The sequence below is a fragment of the Bifidobacterium myosotis genome (genome assembly GCF_002259745.1).
Taxonomy (GTDB): Bacteria; Actinomycetota; Actinomycetes; order Actinomycetales; family Bifidobacteriaceae; genus Bifidobacterium; species Bifidobacterium myosotis.
On record NZ_MWWW01000013.1, the window covers coordinates 198996 to 216450 of the forward strand.

Annotated in this window: 9 protein-coding genes and 1 pseudogene; 3 read left to right on the forward strand and 7 right to left on the reverse strand. The window is 61.0% G+C overall.

Annotated features, from left to right (window positions below; translation table 11 throughout):
- Window positions 1-454 precede the first annotated feature (454 nt).
- The gene (locus BMYO_RS06745; protein ID WP_094667723.1) at window positions 455-1627 is read left to right on the forward strand and encodes a hypothetical protein; all 1173 of its coding nucleotides are present in this window, start codon (window positions 455-457) and stop codon (window positions 1625-1627) included.
- A gap of 23 nt (window positions 1628-1650) precedes the next feature.
- Here the strand turns inward: BMYO_RS06745 and BMYO_RS06750 are convergent, their stop codons facing one another.
- Together BMYO_RS06750 and ppgK are read right to left on the reverse strand one after the other, a co-directional pair.
- The gene (locus BMYO_RS06750) at window positions 1651-2988 is read right to left on the reverse strand and encodes a pyridoxal phosphate-dependent aminotransferase (RefSeq protein WP_169834078.1); all 1338 of its coding nucleotides are present in this window, start codon (window positions 2986-2988) and stop codon (window positions 1651-1653) included.
- Window positions 2989-3181: 193 nt separating this feature from the next.
- Window positions 3182-3949 (reverse strand): polyphosphate--glucose phosphotransferase, encoded by a 768-nt coding sequence (gene ppgK / locus BMYO_RS06755; RefSeq protein WP_094667724.1) that lies wholly within the window; start codon window positions 3947-3949, stop codon window positions 3182-3184.
- A gap of 217 nt (window positions 3950-4166) precedes the next feature.
- Here ppgK and BMYO_RS06760 point away from each other — a divergent pair, with 217 nt between their 5' ends.
- The gene (locus tag BMYO_RS06760; protein ID WP_094667725.1) at window positions 4167-4952 is read left to right on the forward strand and encodes a nitroreductase family protein; all 786 of its coding nucleotides are present in this window, start codon (window positions 4167-4169) and stop codon (window positions 4950-4952) included.
- A gap of 261 nt (window positions 4953-5213) precedes the next feature.
- Here BMYO_RS06760 and BMYO_RS06765 read toward each other — a convergent pair whose 3' ends face one another.
- The 5 genes and pseudogenes from BMYO_RS06765 to BMYO_RS06795 all read right to left on the reverse strand — a co-directional run.
- The gene (locus tag BMYO_RS06765) at window positions 5214-6227 is read right to left on the reverse strand and encodes a glycosyltransferase family 2 protein (RefSeq protein WP_476695610.1); all 1014 of its coding nucleotides are present in this window, start codon (window positions 6225-6227) and stop codon (window positions 5214-5216) included.
- Between the two features lie 96 nt (window positions 6228-6323).
- Entirely contained in the window at window positions 6324-7418 is a 1095-nt protein-coding gene (locus tag BMYO_RS11525; protein ID WP_143249132.1) for an isopeptide-forming domain-containing protein, read from the reverse strand.
- Window positions 7402-8577 carry a class C sortase gene (locus tag BMYO_RS06785; RefSeq protein WP_420807294.1) on the reverse strand — a complete coding sequence of 392 codons (1176 nt, stop codon included), beginning with the start codon at window positions 8575-8577 and terminating at the stop codon, window positions 7402-7404. Before BMYO_RS06785 ends, BMYO_RS11525 begins: the two co-directional genes overlap by 17 nt.
- A gap of 181 nt (window positions 8578-8758) precedes the next feature.
- A complete protein-coding gene (locus tag BMYO_RS06790) occupies window positions 8759-10516 on the reverse strand; it encodes a SpaH/EbpB family LPXTG-anchored major pilin (protein WP_094667730.1) in 1758 nt (585 codons plus the stop codon).
- Between the two features lie 160 nt (window positions 10517-10676).
- Window positions 10677-16976, reverse strand: a pseudogene (locus BMYO_RS06795) (beta strand repeat-containing protein); the annotation flags it as partial.
- A 122-nt stretch (window positions 16977-17098) separates the two neighbouring features.
- Here BMYO_RS06795 and BMYO_RS12160 point away from each other — a divergent pair.
- A partial coding sequence (locus BMYO_RS12160) for a helix-turn-helix domain-containing protein (protein ID WP_143249133.1) occupies window positions 17099-17455 on the forward strand: 357 nt, incomplete at its 3' end.

Consider the following 17455-nt stretch of genomic DNA (forward strand, 5'->3'; position numbering starts at 1 on the left):
CGGTTCTCGACGCAGAGCTGTCGGACGCCGACAGTTCAGTGTCGGTTCTCGACGGTTGAGTGTCGGATTTCGTACACCATACGTATGAAATCCGACAGTCAAGCATCGAAATCCGACAGTCAAGCGTTGAGAACCGACAGCCGAGCATCGAAATCCGACACTCAAGCATCGAGAACCGACAGTCATACTGTGTTCTTCGCGGTGTGCTCGTCACACCACAACGATGGTCTTCTGCGGTTAGCCGGAAAACGCGTCGTTCCCCGCAGTCAACGGCATGAATCAACGGCATGACCGCCGCTATCCACAGGTCGATTCGTGACTCAGACCGGCTCCAGCCAGCCGGAATCCGAACATGAACAGCACATGAATTCTACGGCTGCAATCCTTCCCGCCCATGGCGACGACCCGGGCGCCACTCGATAATGGATGTGGTACGCAAAGGCGGGAGGATGCCATGAATCCGTTGGTCAAGAAGCAGATCGGTTTGGTGATGTACTACCTTGTGCTCACCGGATTCCTGTGTCTGCCCGTCGCAGCCGTCAGGATGCTGCTGTCCCCCACCCGCTCGTCCAGTGATACAGTGATTGCCGCTTTCGCTCTCCTGCTCACCGTCTTTCTGACGGTTTTCGAAGGCTACTTCTTCATCCGGAACGCCAAGGCGTTGGCCCGTGGTCCTCAACATATACCCGCCGTGCTGCTCGAGGTCACCGAGGAAAAGGAATATGACGACGATCCGGTGACCGTCTGCCGGTTCCGCACCGAAGACGGACGCACGATAGTGCTGCAACGCAGTGACCCAAACCTGAACAAGGCGTTCGCTGACCCCGCCGTCGCACAAGCGCTTACCGAACCGGGCACATGGTTCGACCTCGAGATGTACGACCGGCCGCTGATCTGCCGATTCCTGCGCGTGGACTCGAAGAGGCCGCGTGAAACACTCCGTGAAACACCCAAAGAAACGTCAGATGCGCTCAGCAACAGCACATCGTCGGCTTCAGCCGCAGCCAAACGTGCGCATGACGACATCACCATCGCGAATCTCGATTACAAGTCTGTCTCCAGGCTACATGCCGTGACGCTGACGGTCATGGTGGTTCTTGTCATCGCGGCCGTCATCCTGTATATCACCCTGTCGGGCTTCGGCATGCAGGGCGTGATCAGACGTATGCTCTTCGGTCTGACCGCGGCCGCATGGGCCGTATGCTCGCTGATGCATCTCATCGTCAAGTTCGCATTGGGCAGACGGGCTCAAATCAGACAGCACGTCAAAGCCTCAGCCATAGGGGCGGATATCGCCAAAACCGCGTTTCTTCATGCGGTCTTCGTCGCGATATGCACGGTTGTGGCGGTCACCATGATGCAGGGGCCGGTCGCATGCCTCCGGAAGGGACCGATCACCGTACCGGCCATCTACAGTGGCGAAATGCCGTTCATCGACCGACACTATTTCGACTTCCGTCCATCGGGCGGTGAATCAAGACTCATCTCCATCAAGGTCGACGACGATCGTGTGGATGAAGCGCGCAAACTCATGCCCCGCAAGGATCTGCCCGTGCTGCTGACATACTGGCCCGGCGGCGGCGAGAACGTCTTCGACCACGTCGCGCCCGACCCGTCCCGCAGCTGAATCGGGAGGTGACGCCCGGCCACTCACCGCAGCACGGCGGCGACGGTATCGAGCACCGCGCGGATATTGCGCTCGAATTCGTCCGGCTCGGGCAGCAGAGAGACCGCCAGATAGCCGTTCGAGGTCATGTCGAAGAAATAACCGGGCTGACCGGTGAGCCGATGGTCGGCGATAAGCCGCAATACCAGTTCGTTCTCATCGATGACCGAAGGCACGCGCAGCAGCACGTTCCAGCCGCCTTCGGCGCGCAGCACACTCACCAGACCGTTCGGGTCGTCATCGAGAAGCCGGTGCAACCGGACGAGGTTGCCGCGCACACGCTCCTGCACCCGAGCGGTCTGTGCCGGGGCCGCAGCGAGCAGGTCTGGCATCATGCGCGCGATGATGTCGCTCATCGGCAGATAGTCGTCGGCGATGAAATCCAATCTGCGCTTGGCCTCGGCGACGTCATCCGCCGGTCCGGACACCTGAATCCAGCCGACCTTGGCGTGGGGCGCGGCGAGCATCTTCGAGAAGCCATCCAATGCGAACGTGAGCACGCCCGGCTCCCCCGCCAGTCGCGCGTTGCCGGGGAACGGCTCGAGCGTGTAGTCGTAGAACACCTCGTCGGCGATGAGCGCAATGCCGTGCTCCCGGCACAATTCCACCAATGCCCGTCGCTCATCGGGTTTCACATATGAACCGGACGGATTGTTGGGATTGATGAGCACCATCGCACGGATGCGCGCACCATCGGGCCCGTCCAACAGTTCGGCGATGGCGGCGGTGTCGATGAACCATGAGCCGTCGAACTGCAACTGGTATTCGACTGTGTCCACGCATTCCAGCCGCGCAATCGATTCGATGAGCGGGTAGCCCGGTTTGGGCGCAAGCACCGCGTCGCCGGCATCGCACAGCAGCTTGATGAGCCACGAGTAGGCCTCGGACGTGGAGCTGAGGATGTACAGGTCATCCGGATTGACCGGGATTGGAGCTGCTGTGCCCCCAATCGATGCCGCGGATTCATGCAATCCGTCATCCACGGAATCATGACAGCGGATGAATGTCGTATTGACCAAGGCCCGATCATCGGCGGCGTCACCGTCAACGCACTCTCCGTGGGCTGCCGTGCCGCTACATGCCGCATAATCTGCAATCGCGTCGCCGGAAAGGAATGCGGCCAACGCCTCGCGCGCGGCCCGCGGACCACGCGGCTCGGCGGTGTACACGCTCGGCACGAGTGCGGGAGCCAAGCCATGCCTTGTGGGGTTGGAGTCATTCAGCTTGCCCAACGCGAGGCCGCCCGCCTTCGCACGGGCCTCAGCCACGGCAATCGGATTCGGATCGCTGACGTTCACGCGGGAGGAGAAATGCACGGTCATGGTTTCCCACCTTAGAACCAGCCCTGTCCCCGATGCCGTTGTGCGATGCAGGAGCGCACCAATGCAAAGCCACACCAACGAAAAAATGGGCCCCTGATGAAGGGAACCCATTCGGATATGCATCAGCGCGCGGAACGCGCATCAAGCCGGCGAGCCGAGCGAATCGTCAGATCACCCGAATCGCCCGCCTGATTCACTGCTGCTTGGTGCTCGCGTAGTACGCGGCGCCGACGATGCCGGCCTGGTTGCGCAGCGTGGCGGGCACGATCGGGGTCTTGATGTCCACGTAGGGCAGGAACTTCTCGCTGACGCGGCTCACGCCGCCGCCCACGGTGAACAGGTCCGGGTTGAAGTACTTCTCCATCAGGCCGTAGTACTTGGTCAGACGCTTGGCCCACTTCTTGTAGCTCATCTCCTCCTGCTCGCGGATGGCGGAGGAGGCGTACTTTTCGGCATCCGGATGCTTGGCGCTCAGGATGATGTGGCCGAGCTCGGTGTTCGGAATCAGCTGGCCGTTGTAGATCAGCGCGGTGCCGATGCCGGTGCCCAGCGTGGTGGCGATCACCAGACCGTCCTGTCCCTTGGCGGCGCCGTACTGCACCTCGGCAAGACCGGCGGCGTCGGCGTCGTTCACCACGACGACCGGACGGCCGCACGCCTCGGAGAAGACCTCGGTGACGTCCACACCGATCCAAGACTGGTCAAGGTTGGCCATGAAGTCAAGCTTCTTGCCGGGCTTGATCGGGGCCGGGAAGGCGATGCCCACCGGGGCGGATTCCGGCACTTCGAAATGGTCGAGCTGCTGCTTGACGATGGCGGCGACGGCCTGCGGCGTGGACACCTCGGGGGTGAGGATCTTCAGACGAGGCTCGGCGAAATCGCCCTTGGTGAGATCCACGGGCGCGGCCTTGATGCCGGAGCCACCGATGTCAACGCCAAAAGCCTGTGCGGTTTCAATCATCGTTGACCATTCCTTTCCGGGAAAATGAGATTCTTCTGTTGATTCCAGTCTAACGCGCGCGGGAGCCGACGCCAAAGATCGTGGCCACGTTTTGCAATCGTGTGCAGGATGTTCGCCTCACAGCCCCATTCCTCGACGATATTCATCATCCATAAATCCCCGACCATTGCGGCGGTCCGTCATCGATTTCCTGCGACGAAGCGCGATAATGGTAGTCATGGCAGAACATACGCAACTCATCGATGCAATCAACATCCGCACCGCCGTCCGCGCCTACGACAGCGAGCCGATCGACGACGATACGGCCCGACAGCTCGAGATGGCGCTGCAGCCCATCAACCTGATTTCCGACCTCGATATCCAACTCGTGCGCGACCAGCCCAAGGTGTTCGCCGAGGCCAACGCCTCCGGCCATCTCACGAACGCCGCCAACTATCTGGCCATCGTCGGCCCGAAGGATGACGCCGAAGCCAGGGAGCGCGCGGGCTTCTACGCCGAGCGCGTGGTGCTGACCGCCACGCTGCGCGGCCTCGGCACGCTGTGGGTGGCCGGCTCGTGGGACCGCACGGAGGCCGCAAGGCACTGCCGCGTGGCAGGCTCGCAGGAACTGTATCTGGCCGTGGTGATCGGACATCCGAAGGACCATCTGGCGTATCGGGCGAAGTCCTATGAGGAGCTGTGCGAAATCCAGCGCACGCACCGGCCGACCAAGACGTTCGAGCAGTTCACCGCCCCGATGGACGACGCCGCCCGCGCGGCCGCGCCCGATTGGTTCAGGGCCGGCGTCGAAGCCGCGATGAAGGCGCCGAGCGCGATGAACCGCCAGCCGATCACGTTCTCGTACAACTCGGCGGACGACACCGCCGCCGCGCATATCGACCCCGCAGCCGGCGACGAGCACTGGGCGCTCAACGACCTCGGCATCGCCAAACTGCATTTCCAGGTCGGATCCGGACAGGGCCAGTGGGCTTGGGGCGACGGCGGCCTGTTCATCCATAAGTGACGGCAAGTCCGGTTGTGACTCCCTAGATTATGCCCAGAACACGCCCATAACACGTACAAGGCACCCGTTCTGGGCATAATCCCACAACATACAGACCCTTCAATCTGATTCTGGGCATAACCCTACAAGTTAGAAGCCGCAAACGGCTTCCTGAACGTAGGGTTATGCCCAGAAATTCGTATTTCACCCGCCTATGCCCAGAATAATTGGTGGGAATATGCCCAGAACCAGATCAACCGAGAAGGCCCGGGCAACGCAGCATCATGCCAGCGGCGGCATCGGCTTCCATGTGGGATCATGCAGCAGCTTGCGCGAATCCCACCAGCCCTTGGCGATCTTGACCAGACCGGTGCGCAGATGCTCGCGATCCACCATCACCAGACGGATGACCTCCTTGACCGCGGTCAACCAGGTGCCCAGTGCGAACAGCACCGGATGGAAGTCGCCGTACGTCATGAAGTAGCGGGCCATGTATCCGCGGTTGCGCATGATGTGGTATCGGTTCATGTCGGACGTGGAGTTGAGCTGACGCACGCCGGCGATGTCCCAGTTGCCGATCTCGCGGGTGCGACGCAGAATCACGTCCGGCACCACGATCGGATTGGTCACCTTGCTGGCGCGGTAGCCGTACATGGTGTCGTCCCAGTAGATGAAGAAGCGCGGGTCCGGCAGGCCGATCTCCTTGACCACGCGACGGTTGAACAGGCCGCCCTCGAAGCACAGCGTGTCCATCACCCGGTATCCGGCCGGGCCGAACGCGGCCGGGGCGATGGGGTTCGGGATGCCCAGCGGCACGATGAAGTCGTACTGCCAATAGAATGGACCGCCGTCGTAGTCGAACCGGGACCCCTGGATCACCTCGTGGCGCGGCGTCCACTTGGCAAGCTTGGCGATGGCGTCCGGCAGCACGGCCACATCGTCGTCCATGACCCAGAACCACTGCGCGCCGAGCTCGTATGCCTTCCTGACGCCCGCGGAGAAGCCGCCGGCGCCGCCCAGGTTCTCGGTCTGCGGCGCATAGACCACACGCTCCTCGTTACCGGACTGGTCGGCCACGGTGGTGCCCCACTGGCCGGTCACCTTGCCGGCGAACTCGGTGACCATGCGCGCGGTCTCGTCCGAATGCTCGTTGTCCACGATGACGATGCGCCACGGCGCCTGCTCCAACGCCAGAATCGAATCGAACAGCACTTCAAGCAACTGCTGACGCTTGTATGTGGTGACGATAAGGGCGAGTTTCTCAATGGTCTTGTTGCGGTTCTTCACTTCAGCCATGCTCTCCATTGTTGCACCTGACCGGCACAAACCGATTCGGGCCGGCTCCGGTGAACGCTTCCTTCGGCGGGCGCACATCGGTCGCGGGACGTCGTCTTACGCGGCGTCGTCTGGTCCGGCGGCGGAAGCGGCAACCGTCGGACCAGCTGTATCGGTCACATCGGTTGTGTCGATCCCATCGGTCATATCACCTGTACCAGCTGAATCAGCTGTACCGATTCCGTCAGCCGCATCCGTCACGTCAGCCGCATCCGTCACATCGCCTCTGGCCGCGGCCTTGCCCCGGTCGCGGCGCAGATCACGGATGATCACGGCGGCCACGGTACAGGCGATGGCCACGAACGCAACGGCGCTGATGGCGGCACCGGTCTCGGCCGGGATCTCGGTGCCGCCGGGTGTGATGCCGGGGCTCGGGTTCGGAGTCGGGTTTGGATTCGGCGACGGTTCGGGTTCCGGGTTCGGATTGGGCTCGGGATTCGGGCTCGGCTCGGGGGTGTCGTCGCCGCTGAACTTGGGTTCGACGGTCACGGCGAACTCGCCTGAGCCGTCGTCGCCCACGCCCGGCACGGCCACGAGGAACGGATCGCACGTATACGACTGGTTGGCGTTGGCGACCGCGGTGCGCGCGGCGAGGTACAGCCCGGCCGGCAGCTTGGTGAACGTGAGTTGGCCGGCGGCGTTGGTCTTGCCGGAATGCTCGTATAGGTCGTGATTGCCGGCAAAGTCGGCGAGTTCCTTGGCCACCGCGTTGGAGTCGGAGGCGCTGAGCTTGCCCCAATCGCGGTCGAAGCCGGAGAAGGCCTGGAGCGTGTGGAACGCGGTCGGATTGCCGCTGGCATCGAGGTCGGCGGAGGCCACGCGCACGATGGAATACGTGTCGCCGGCGAGCGGCACGGGATTGTCCGTGTCCCGGTTCCAGACCGCGCTGATGGTCAGGGTGCCGGTACGCGCGTTCGCCGCGAAAGCCCGGGGTACGGCGGCGAAGGCCGAGGCGGCAAGGCTTGCGAGGACCAGTACCACTGCCAGTATGATGACCGGCATCACAGGGAACAGTCGATTCGACGGCCGCGAGGACAGTCCGCACATGGACCGGTACGCCGATGCCGGCTGCCGCATGGTCTGGCGTACCGCCGCCTGCCACCGCGAGGGGCGCGGCATGGCGTGCCATTCGGTGTTACGCATGTCTGCCATGTCTGGCCGGTCCTTTCCGTTTCGTTGTGCTGTATGAGTTTGTGCCATAGGTATCTGCGTTGTATGCATCCGTGCCATAGGTAGAGCGTTCGTCATGCGGTGCCGTATTATCCGCTTCGTCCGTGGCCGTCCGTGATGCGTCGGCCGGTGGCGAGAAGAGCTGACCGGCGAAGGATGACACGGTGCCATCCGAAATCGGCTCGTCCGGTCCGTCGCCGTCCGTGGCCGAGCCGGCGGAACCATCTGCGGAATCAGGCGGCTCGGGTCCGGTCGGACCGATCACGCGGGCGACGATCGCGTCCACGCCTTCCGCGTTGCGGCGCTTCTCGTCGCGCCAGCGCCAGATGCGCCAACCGGCGAGCAGCAGGATCAGGCCGAGTGACGGCAGCACATACTGCAGGGGGATGTCCACATGGAAGGTGGGCTCGGCGTCCTTCTCCTGTTCAGGCGTGTAGGGGATGCGGTGGGCGCGCACGAGCAGTCGATGCGTGTTGACCGCGTACGGCGTGCAGGTGATGAGCGTAACCAGATCCTTGCCGGGCTCGATGGCCAGCTCCTTGGTGTCGGTGGGAAGCACCACGCTGATCTTGTCGACCTGGTAGGCGTAGGTGTCCTTCAAAATCTTGATGTAGAACCTGTCGCCCTTCTTCATGAGGTTCAGGTCCGTGAACAGTTTGGCCGTGGGCAGTCCGCGATGGCCGGACAGTGCGGCATGTGTGGATTCGCCGCCCACCGGCAGCGACGTCTGTTCGAGATGCCCCACACCGACCTGAAGCACCTCCTCGGAAGTGCCATGGTAGATGGGCATGGTCTCCTTGAGGCGCGGAATGGTGATGTACCCCATCATGCCGTCGCCTTCAAGGTTCAGCAGACTGTTGTATTCCTTGTTGGTGGATTCGGTGTTGATGGCGCCGGCGAGCGCATCGGTCGCACCCATGCTCGACTCGAAGAGACGGGTGTTGTAGCCGTGCGCCGCGGCAAGTATCTGCTGGTATTGTTCGTCGGTCAACGAATCGACGGCGCTGTCGTAGTTGTCGACGACTCGGGAAGCGTTCTTCATAACGAGGAAGTTGCTGATCGTCGGATAGAACAGTACCAACAGTCCGGCCAGAATCACCAGAATCGGCACGAATTTGCGTAGGCGTTGCACCTGCAGCACCTCCTCTCCACATCAATGATTGGTTGCAATTGTCAGGCCTTGCCGTGCAACCGCATCGGCTTGGCGGCATGGCGATACTGATGCCAGGGATGGGGCGTGTCACGCGGAATCACGGCGATACGCCCCATCCATGACGAATCAGTTACTTCTCAGTCAGATTCTTATGATTGGAACCTGATGCTCAGACGTGCTTGGCGGACTTGCGGTTCGATTTCACATACCAGACGGCGCCGAAGACCACGATCAGCACACCGAGAACGGTGAACAGCATCGTGCCGATGCTACCGGTGGAGGGAAGGGTCAGACCGTTGACGTTCTTCACCGGAACGACCGGGTGCTCGCCGGTGCCGTCAGTGCCATTGGCGTTGCCGAGTGCGTAGGTGATCTTCCACGAGACGAGCTTGCCGGTGCCGCCCTTGGTGGTGGCGCCACCAAGCGTGCCGTCATCGGTGTCGTAGGTCGCGGAGATGGTGACCTTAATCTTCTCGGTCAGCTTGTTGTAGCCCTTCGGCGCCTCGGTCTCCTCCACCCAGTAGATACCGGCATCCAGGCCGGTGAGAACGATGCGGCCGTATTCCGGGGTGACAAGTTCATCAACCATGCCTTGGCCGGTTTGATCGGAGTCATAGCGGGCCGTGGTAGCGGTGCTGCCGTTGCCCTCGGTGACGTAGAACTTCAGCGCGGTGGTACCGGCAGCGCCATCCTTGTCGGCGTACACCTTGAACTTGGCGCCACCGAGACGCTGGGAGGACTCGTTGTAGATGTTGCCGGTGTACTTGTCGAGAGTGAACTCGAAGGTGTGCACCTTGACCTCGGTCGGCACGGAGGTACCGGTCTGGTTGTTGGACGGATCGTTGCTGTATTCGATCTGCGCGGAGTTGGCGTTGCCGGCAGTGCCGGTGGCGGCGTCGGCGTTGATCTTGGCGGAGTATTCGACGGTGATGGTCTTGCCGGCGGCATTGAGCTTGGTGCCATCCTTCGTCCAGTTCTGGATATCCTGCATCGCGACGGTGATCTTGGTCGTATTGCCGTCGCCCGGGACCATAGTAACGGTGTAATGGGTTCCCTTGGTCAGGACGACATCATCAGCAGCGGTATCACCCTTAAGCGTGACGGTAGGAGCAAAGGTATCCTTGGTAGCGGCGTTCCCATCGGAACCAAGAAGAGTCAAGCCCTTGGACAGCGTATCGTGGAACGTGAAGGTGTAGCCCTCGGTGTAGTCCATCATGTTGGCCGCAACGGTGGAGGACAGCTTGTAGTTGACGGTGTCGCCGATGTTCTTGTCCTCGGCCGGCTTATTATCGACGGTCTTATCGATGGTCGGGAACTCGTGCTTGAGCTGGATGGATGCGTTCTCCTTGCCGTCATTGTCGGAGGTGAGGTTCACGAGCAGCGCGTGGTAGGTGCCGTCCACCGTATTGTTCTTCTGGCCGGCATCGGGGGCAATCAGGTAGTAACCCTGCGCCAAACCGGTGAACGTGTAGGTCTTCGCATTGGTGGCACCCGCACTCGGAGTACCGGTGATGCCGCTGTTCGCTTTCTGCGCCCAATCGACCGCACGGTTGGCGAAGGTGGCCAGCGCGGTATCGGAGAGGCCCTGGATGTAGGTCACGGCCTGCTGCGACAGATCGGTGGCGTTGGCGTCGAACTTGGTGCCGGCCGCATCGGCATCCCCGCTGGTGAAGAACGTCTTCCACTCATCCTTCAGCGTGTATGCGACGGAAACATTGCCGCTGTCATCGGTATTGCCCGTATCAACGGTGGCGCTGAACATCTGGTACAGCGTCAGCTCGCCGGTGAATCCCTGCACGGTGTTCACGGTGATAGTACCGGTACCGGTATCAGCCGCGTTCGCGGTGGCGGCGCCCAGACCGGCGAGGCCGAGCATGGCCGCGGCGGCGATGATCACCGCAGCGAGTTTCTTAATCAGTGCTTTCATCACTGGTTCCTTTCTTTTGCTTTCCGATCCTCACCGGTATGGGAGCAATCGTTCCTAGCACTTGTCTTGCCCGTTGTCAGTCAACGGGAAATCCTGTATTCGTTGCTGATATTGCGCGGCAGGCGCCGACTAGGGCCCCTTCGCCGCCAATCCAAGCGGTCTATGCACGGACATGGTGACCGCGTTTCCTAGAGCCGGAGCTTTCCCGCAGGTACCATGCCGCGCCCAACCCGAGCAGCGTCGCCGCAAAAGCCGCGATCCACAGCGTTCCGCGGCCGCCAGCATCCGGGAGCGTCATCAGCGAGTTCGTCACCTTGGCCACGTATTCCTTGTTGTCATAGGAGACATCGACGTGGTAACCGGCTTCGGTGGGCGTCTTGTCGTAGTCCTTGGCGAACAGGCCGCCGTCATAGGTCATCGCGATCTCCTTGACGTGGTACGTGTAATACCGCACGATGTCGTTACCGTCGTCATCCTGTCCATCCACGAACGCGATGGGAAGGCCAGAGACCTTCTTGCGCCATGTTTCGCTCCACAGCGAACCGTCGGAGGAATCCAACGTCACGTTCCAGGGATTGCCCTGCGTGACCGGCTCACAGCTCTTGCCACGGCACACGATTTCCTTCGGTGTCACCGTATTGCCGTCCGCATCCGTGTACGTCACGGTGATCTGCAAGGTGATCGACTTCGGACGGGACAGCACCTTCCCCCTGTCGTTCCACACCTTCTGCAGCGTGATGTCAACGGTCTGGCAGCCGTCCTCGCCGCAGGGGTCCTGGCCGTCGTCCGGCTCGGGGGTGAGGCCGCCGTTGTTGTCGGTGACCGCCACATCGAGCATGAGCACGGCCTTCGCCGCGGAGACGTACACGCCGAGCGGCGCGGCCTCGTTCTTGATGCCCGTGGACGACGTTCCAGTATTCAAGCCGCCCACATTGTTGGCCATCACGGCGTCCTCGTAGTCGGAGAACTGCTTGATTACGGTATTCTCCGCCAGATGAGCCACGTCATAACGGTTCAGGTTCAGCGTGAGTACGCCTGCGGTATCGCTCGCCGTACCATCAGCCTTTGTGGCATTGTCCATGTGCGATCCGTAAGTGAACTGCTTGCTTTCTGCAGTCAACGCATACGACCACGTCTCCGGCACATCACGATAGATGTGGTAGGTGTTGCCGTTGCCTTCGATACCATGCACAGTATTGAAGTCGTATACGGATTCGAGATTCGTCCTGCCGGAGAACGGGCCGACCAGACCGGAAGCGCCACGAATCGTATCCGCATAGGTCATGTCGTTGTTCTCAAGCAGACCCTCGTCGTTCACGGCCACGAAGCCGCCTGCGTAACCGGTCTTGCCGGTACCGTCCGACCCTTGGGTGGCGTCTCCGCCGAACACGTCATAGCCGTCGGCGATGCCCTGCACCGAAGAGGTTGCAATCTTCGTGCGATTGGCCTTGATCAGCTGGGCGTTGATATTGCTGACGGAATCAGAGTCGACGCCATCCTTCGAGCAGCCGACGCTGATCTTGGAATCGCCGATGAAGATGTATGCGGTGTCTTCGGTGTCCGTGCCGGTCTTATCGAGGGCAACGCCGATCTTCAGCCCAAGCAGGTTGACATACAACGCATTGCCGTCGGTGAACAGCTCCAAATCGATGAACTTGGTCAAGGGGCCAAACAACTGGTCTTTATAATGACTCAGATTGTTGCCGATATTCTCGATCTTTTCGACGTACAGGAGCTTGAGCAGCGGATTGATGATCCACTTGACCAGCAGATTCACCAACGCGGAGTTCGCTTTGGCGTCCACCAGATACGCTTTCGCGGTCTGTCCGGCGAAGCCGCCGGCGAGTTCGCCGCTCGATGCCTTCTTGAAATTGGTCACCGAACTGCCTGAGATGCGGGAAAGGTCGGCATAACCGGCGAAACCTGCGGCGATCTCCTCACCCTTGCGATGAGTGGCATCAGTCAACGATTCATCACGACCATAGTCCTCACCGTTATGTGTAGCGGTGACGGTAAAGCCTGCGCTGATACCAGCAACCGAGGAATCCTCCACATGAGAACCCCAGATGTCCATAACGCCGGCGGTCAATCCGGCAAGTACGGAATCGGCGGCTGTCACCTTGTCGGCGCTCACTGTGCCTGACTTGCCGAGATGGCCGATGAAACCGCCCGTGTAGTTCAGGCCGGTCACGCTGTTGAGGTTGGTGACCGTGGACTTCTTCACCGAACCGTTGATGAGCGCACCGCCGAAACCGCCGGCGGCACCGGTGAAACGCGTGCTATCGAGCATGCCATAGGTTTGGGCTGTATGCGCGTTGACCTGAATGCCATCCGGCACGCCGGCCACGCGACCGTCGTAGATGAACACGCGGAAGGCTTCCAGCACACCGATATTGCCGACCTTGAGCAGTTTCAGCACCAGGTTGGTGTCGTCACCCGTGCCGGCGGTGTTGCCGCCGACCGATGCCACGCTGGATACGTCGGCCAGGCCGAAGAAGCCCCCGGCGTATTGGCCGCCTTCTACGGCACGCAGGTCGGATACGGTTACTGCAGCGGGATCCTTAGATACGTCCGCGGCGGTTCCTGCGCCCTTGGCCGAATCCTTGTCTCCGAGAATCGCAGCCTGCAACGAGCCGGCAAACCCACCGGCATTGATGGCGTACTGCACATTGCCCTGTTCATCGGCGTAAGCACTCTCAACGGTATAACCCCAGTCGCTGCTGTCCGCACTTACATGTGCACCGCGAATGGTCACCACGGTGGCCTGCAGCACATTGATCAGACCGCCAGGGTTGACGTCCTGAATGAGCTGGTCAATCACGCCCTGGAGGAATCCGCTGGATGCATTGGTATTCACGTCGGCAACCGAGCCGGATGTGGCGATGCCCACATAACCGCCCACATTGTTGCGGCCGGAGACCTTACGCAGATTGGTCACATTCGCACCGGCAGCCGCACTCGCCTCGGCGCCATCGGCCAGCGTATTGCCATCGGCATCGCGGTCGCCCCAGATCTGGGCGCCGACCGCCAAACCGACATAGCCGCCGGCATTACCAGTGCCATGAGTGATATCCGTACCTGTGGCCTCGACCTTCATGCCCTTGCGGTAGCCATTGACGCTGGAGGATTTGGCGACAGGGACAAACACCTCGGCCACGCCAAGCAGTTGGGCCAAGCTCAGGTTCAGGCCCTTCTCCCCCAGCAGCTGCACGGATCCGAACTGGGCCGCCGTACCGGATTCCATGGTGCCCGCGTAGCCGCCAGCCGCACGCATGGCGGACACGGCTTTCACGTCCAGCGACTGGCCATCGGTAATGGTGCCCGTACGCATCAGGCCGACGTGACCTCCTGCTACACCGGAATCCAGCAGATCGGCATCATTGGAGTATTCGCTGCGGCCTGCCACCACATTGAAACCATAGATGTATCCGTCAAGCTGATCAGTGGAGGTTATGGTGCCGGAGTTCTTGATGAGCTCTGCGAATTCCTTGCCGTATGCGCCATTGATGCCTACGGCTTTCACCCATGCCTGCCACGTGGCGAGGTCGAGATTGCGCAAGGGGCCGGTGACTTCCGAATGCTCTTCGGTGGGATACGCCATCTTCAAGGCACCCAGCAGATTGTTGACCTTGATAAGGCCGAACAGCAGGCTGAGATTGCCGGTTTCGGCGGTATCGGCCGATTCCATGAACCCGGTGAAGCCACCGGCGAGTTCTGCGCCATACACCGAACGGATACGCGCGGCATATGCCTTGCGCTTGGGTCCGCTATACCCGTTGTCGTCGTTTTCGCTTTTCCAGCTGGAGCTGTTGTTGCCCCAGATGTGTCCGCCTTCATTGTGGCCCACGTAGCCGCCGGCCATACCGCGGCGAATGCCCGCTTCCGAAACGGCTTGCGCGCGAATCGCGGCGCCACATGGCACCGCGTCCGTGGAGGAGTTGCGAATCGTCGGCACGAAGTCCTGCAATACGGACGCAAGAGCCTCATCGGTATCGACCAGTCCGGACAGTATCGAGGAATGCTCTCCAAGGATATCCGCCGCATCGCCCGGCGCGATTCCACCGGCATAGCCGCCTGCCGTGATCTGACCGATGATATAGGAGAAGTTATGGGAATTGGAATCCTGGATATGCCCGCCCATCACACGGCCGGCGAAACCGCCGGCTTCTCCAAGAGGATTATCCGCGCTGCCTGGAGTGGCGGTTCCATCGCCAACAACCGTATTCTGTTCGCTTGTGTCGCTGGCGATGACCGAATAGCCGGCCGCATCACCGGTCACGTCGGAGTGTTCGATGGTGGAGACCACCACCGAGAGCACGCTTGCCACACCGTCGAGCGTCAGGTTCTGGCCGAGCAGGCTCAGGCCGTTGCCCACGGAGGCGGCAGAGCCGATGTCCATCTTGCCGATGTAGCCGCCGGCGTAACGCTTGCCGTCAATCGCATACGCGCTCTTGGCGGCATCGAAGTATGACGACCCGTCGGCACCTTCAAGAGCTTTCGGCTCGGTGACCTTGGTGTAGCGCAATTGCGTCACATTGGAATGAGAAACCTGCACGCCGGAGCCGTAGCCTATGAAACCGCCGGCGGAGCCGGACTGCGCATCAGTCTGATCGAGACGGTCAGCGGAAACGACAAGACCCGGGTTCTTCGGATCGCTGATGGCATTGCCGCTGGCATCGGCTGCTACCGTTGTCGCATCGCTTTTCACGGAAGCGTACGAGATGTACGGCACATAGCCTTGCACCAAATCCACCAGATTGCTCAACTGCACGGTGCCGAGTTTGCCGAGCAGACTGATGCCACCCTTACCGGCAGAGGCAAGCGCACCGGATACCACCTTGCCGCCGAAGCCGCCTGCATATGCGCCGCCGGCAACATGGTCGAGATTGATGACCGCGGCGTAATCGTCCGCAGCGACACGCGTCTGAATAGCCTGCATCGCCGTGTCTTCCAGTTCCTTGCTGGAGAACTGGTTGACTTTGCCGCTCTGCAGGTCACCTGCAAAACCGCCAGCCGTATCGGCTTCCACATAGCCACCGTTCACGTAAGACACGGTGGTGTCCTTGTAGTCCGGGATCAGATACGGCACTGCACCAAGCAGGTCGTCGATGGAGATGAGCGAACCGGTCAGCGGATTCTTCAGCGCCTCCGAATCATCGGAATCGCTGACGGCTTCCGCCAGGCCACCGGTTGTCGAAAAGCCGACGAAACCGCCAGCCATGCCGTCCGACATGGTGCTGTCTGCGATGACGGACTTGAGGTTCGCAACATGGCTTTCACGGGTTTTCGTGCTGTTCGCCTGACCGTAGAAACCGCCTGAGGCATAGGTGTTGGTTTCACCGTTGGCGTTGCTGCCTGTCGCCTGAACAGTGAAGCCGCTTGCGATGCCGGTCACATTGGAATGCGCCACTTCCACAGAGGAGTATTCGGCGACCGAAAGCAGACCGGACAGTTTGACCAAGCCAAGCAGGTTCAGGCTGTTCGCACCAACAGTGTCTCCCGGACCGGAAAAACCGATGAAACCACCAGCTTCTCCCCGTGCTTCCACACTGGTCAATGCACTCAGATTCGTGTTGGTGATGTCACCACCGGTAGCGCAACCGATTGCACCGCCAGCCCTATAGTCGCCCGCCTTCACCGACCATCCATCCTGGATGCCTTGCACGGTCACGTTGTCAACGGTGAATGGCGCGAATTGATCAAATTTCTGGAGCATGGTCAAGTCGCCGATTTTCACGACGCTGTTCAGCAAGCCTGCGACTGTGGTCGGCTGAAGATTGCCTGCAATGCCGCCTGCATATGAACCATCAGCCTGGATCGAACGCAACCCCTTGACGACAGTTGAACGCTGCTGCGGGATGGCACGTGAACTGTCGTATTTCCAGAATGACAGATCTGCGATACGTTCCTGAGTCGAATCGGCGATAATCGTGCCCGAGCCATCGCCTATAAGACCACCGGCGTAGTCACCCTGAGAGGTGACGGTGATGTCGCCGTCCATCTGCGCGCCAAGGACAACGGACGGATTGACCCCGGCGATGGTCAGCAAAGCGCCGGCGCCGTCGGGATTGGTGCCAAGCAGTTTGGTGAGGATACTCGTGAGGTTTTTGACCAAAGAGGTATCGGATAGCTTCTCATCCGAATCGGTTCCCGCTTCCAAACCCCAGCCGGCTGAAGCTCGACCGGTAAAACCGCCAGCATGGGATGCCGTAGCGATGATATTCACAGCTGCGCTTAAGGAATCATTGATCGCATAGGCATTCGCCAAGCGTCCTGCGAATCCGCCCGCATAGTTTGCTGCGGTAATCTCCACCTGGCCCTGGCCGCCGGTCACGCTAAGGGACGACTCTTCGATGAGGCTTTGCGGGCGCAATGCGGAAAGAATCGTGATGCCCAATGATCCAAGCAGACCGCCGACTTCACCGTTGCGGCTCACGCCGACGAATCCACCTGCATATTTCCGGCGCTATTGCTGTTTTCGTGGGTGGTGGTTCGTGGTTGAGGTGTTGGGGGAGTAAGAGAAGAGCGCTTTCCGGGTAGGATGTTTTCGACCAAGATAAACACACAACCGCAAAGCGCCTGATGAACAGCTTATTCAAACGTCTTCTCAACGTCAAAGGCATGGTCGTCGAGGATGTTCGCATCGTCGATGGTCCCATGCGTCCCGAGCCCGTGCTCGAGGTGCGGGTGCGCCCGCGCGCGGGCATGCTCAGGTGCTCGAGGTGCGGGCGGAAGCGTCGTGGCTATGACCGTGGCGGCGGCGTGCGTCGTTGGCGTCACCAGGATTTCGGCTGCTGGCGGGTCGAGCTGGTCTCCATGATGCCGCGCGTGGACTGCCCCGGGTGCGGCGTGGTCGTCGCCGCCGTGCCGTGGGCCGAGCCCGGTTCGAGGTTCACCCGGGACTTCGAGGCGGAGTGCGCGTGGCTGATGACGGTCGCC

Bases quoted from the DNA above. Each gene is read 5' to 3' on its own strand.
- BMYO_RS06745 (WP_094667723.1), top strand. From the start codon at position 455: ATGAATCCGTTGGTCAAGAAGCAGATCGGTTTGGTGATGTACTACCTT.
- BMYO_RS06750 (WP_169834078.1), bottom strand. From the start codon at position 2,988: ATGACCGTGCATTTCTCCTCCCGCGTGAACGTCAGCGATCCGAATCCG.
- ppgK (WP_094667724.1), bottom strand. From the start codon at position 3,949: ATGATTGAAACCGCACAGGCTTTTGGCGTTGACATCGGTGGCTCCGGC.
- BMYO_RS06760 (WP_094667725.1), top strand. From the start codon at position 4,167: ATGGCAGAACATACGCAACTCATCGATGCAATCAACATCCGCACCGCC.
- BMYO_RS06765 (WP_476695610.1), bottom strand. From the start codon at position 6,227: ATGGCTGAAGTGAAGAACCGCAACAAGACCATTGAGAAACTCGCCCTT.
- BMYO_RS11525 (WP_143249132.1), bottom strand. From the start codon at position 7,418: ATGGCAGACATGCGTAACACCGAATGGCACGCCATGCCGCGCCCCTCG.
- BMYO_RS06790 (WP_094667730.1), bottom strand. From the start codon at position 10,516: ATGAAAGCACTGATTAAGAAACTCGCTGCGGTGATCATCGCCGCCGCG.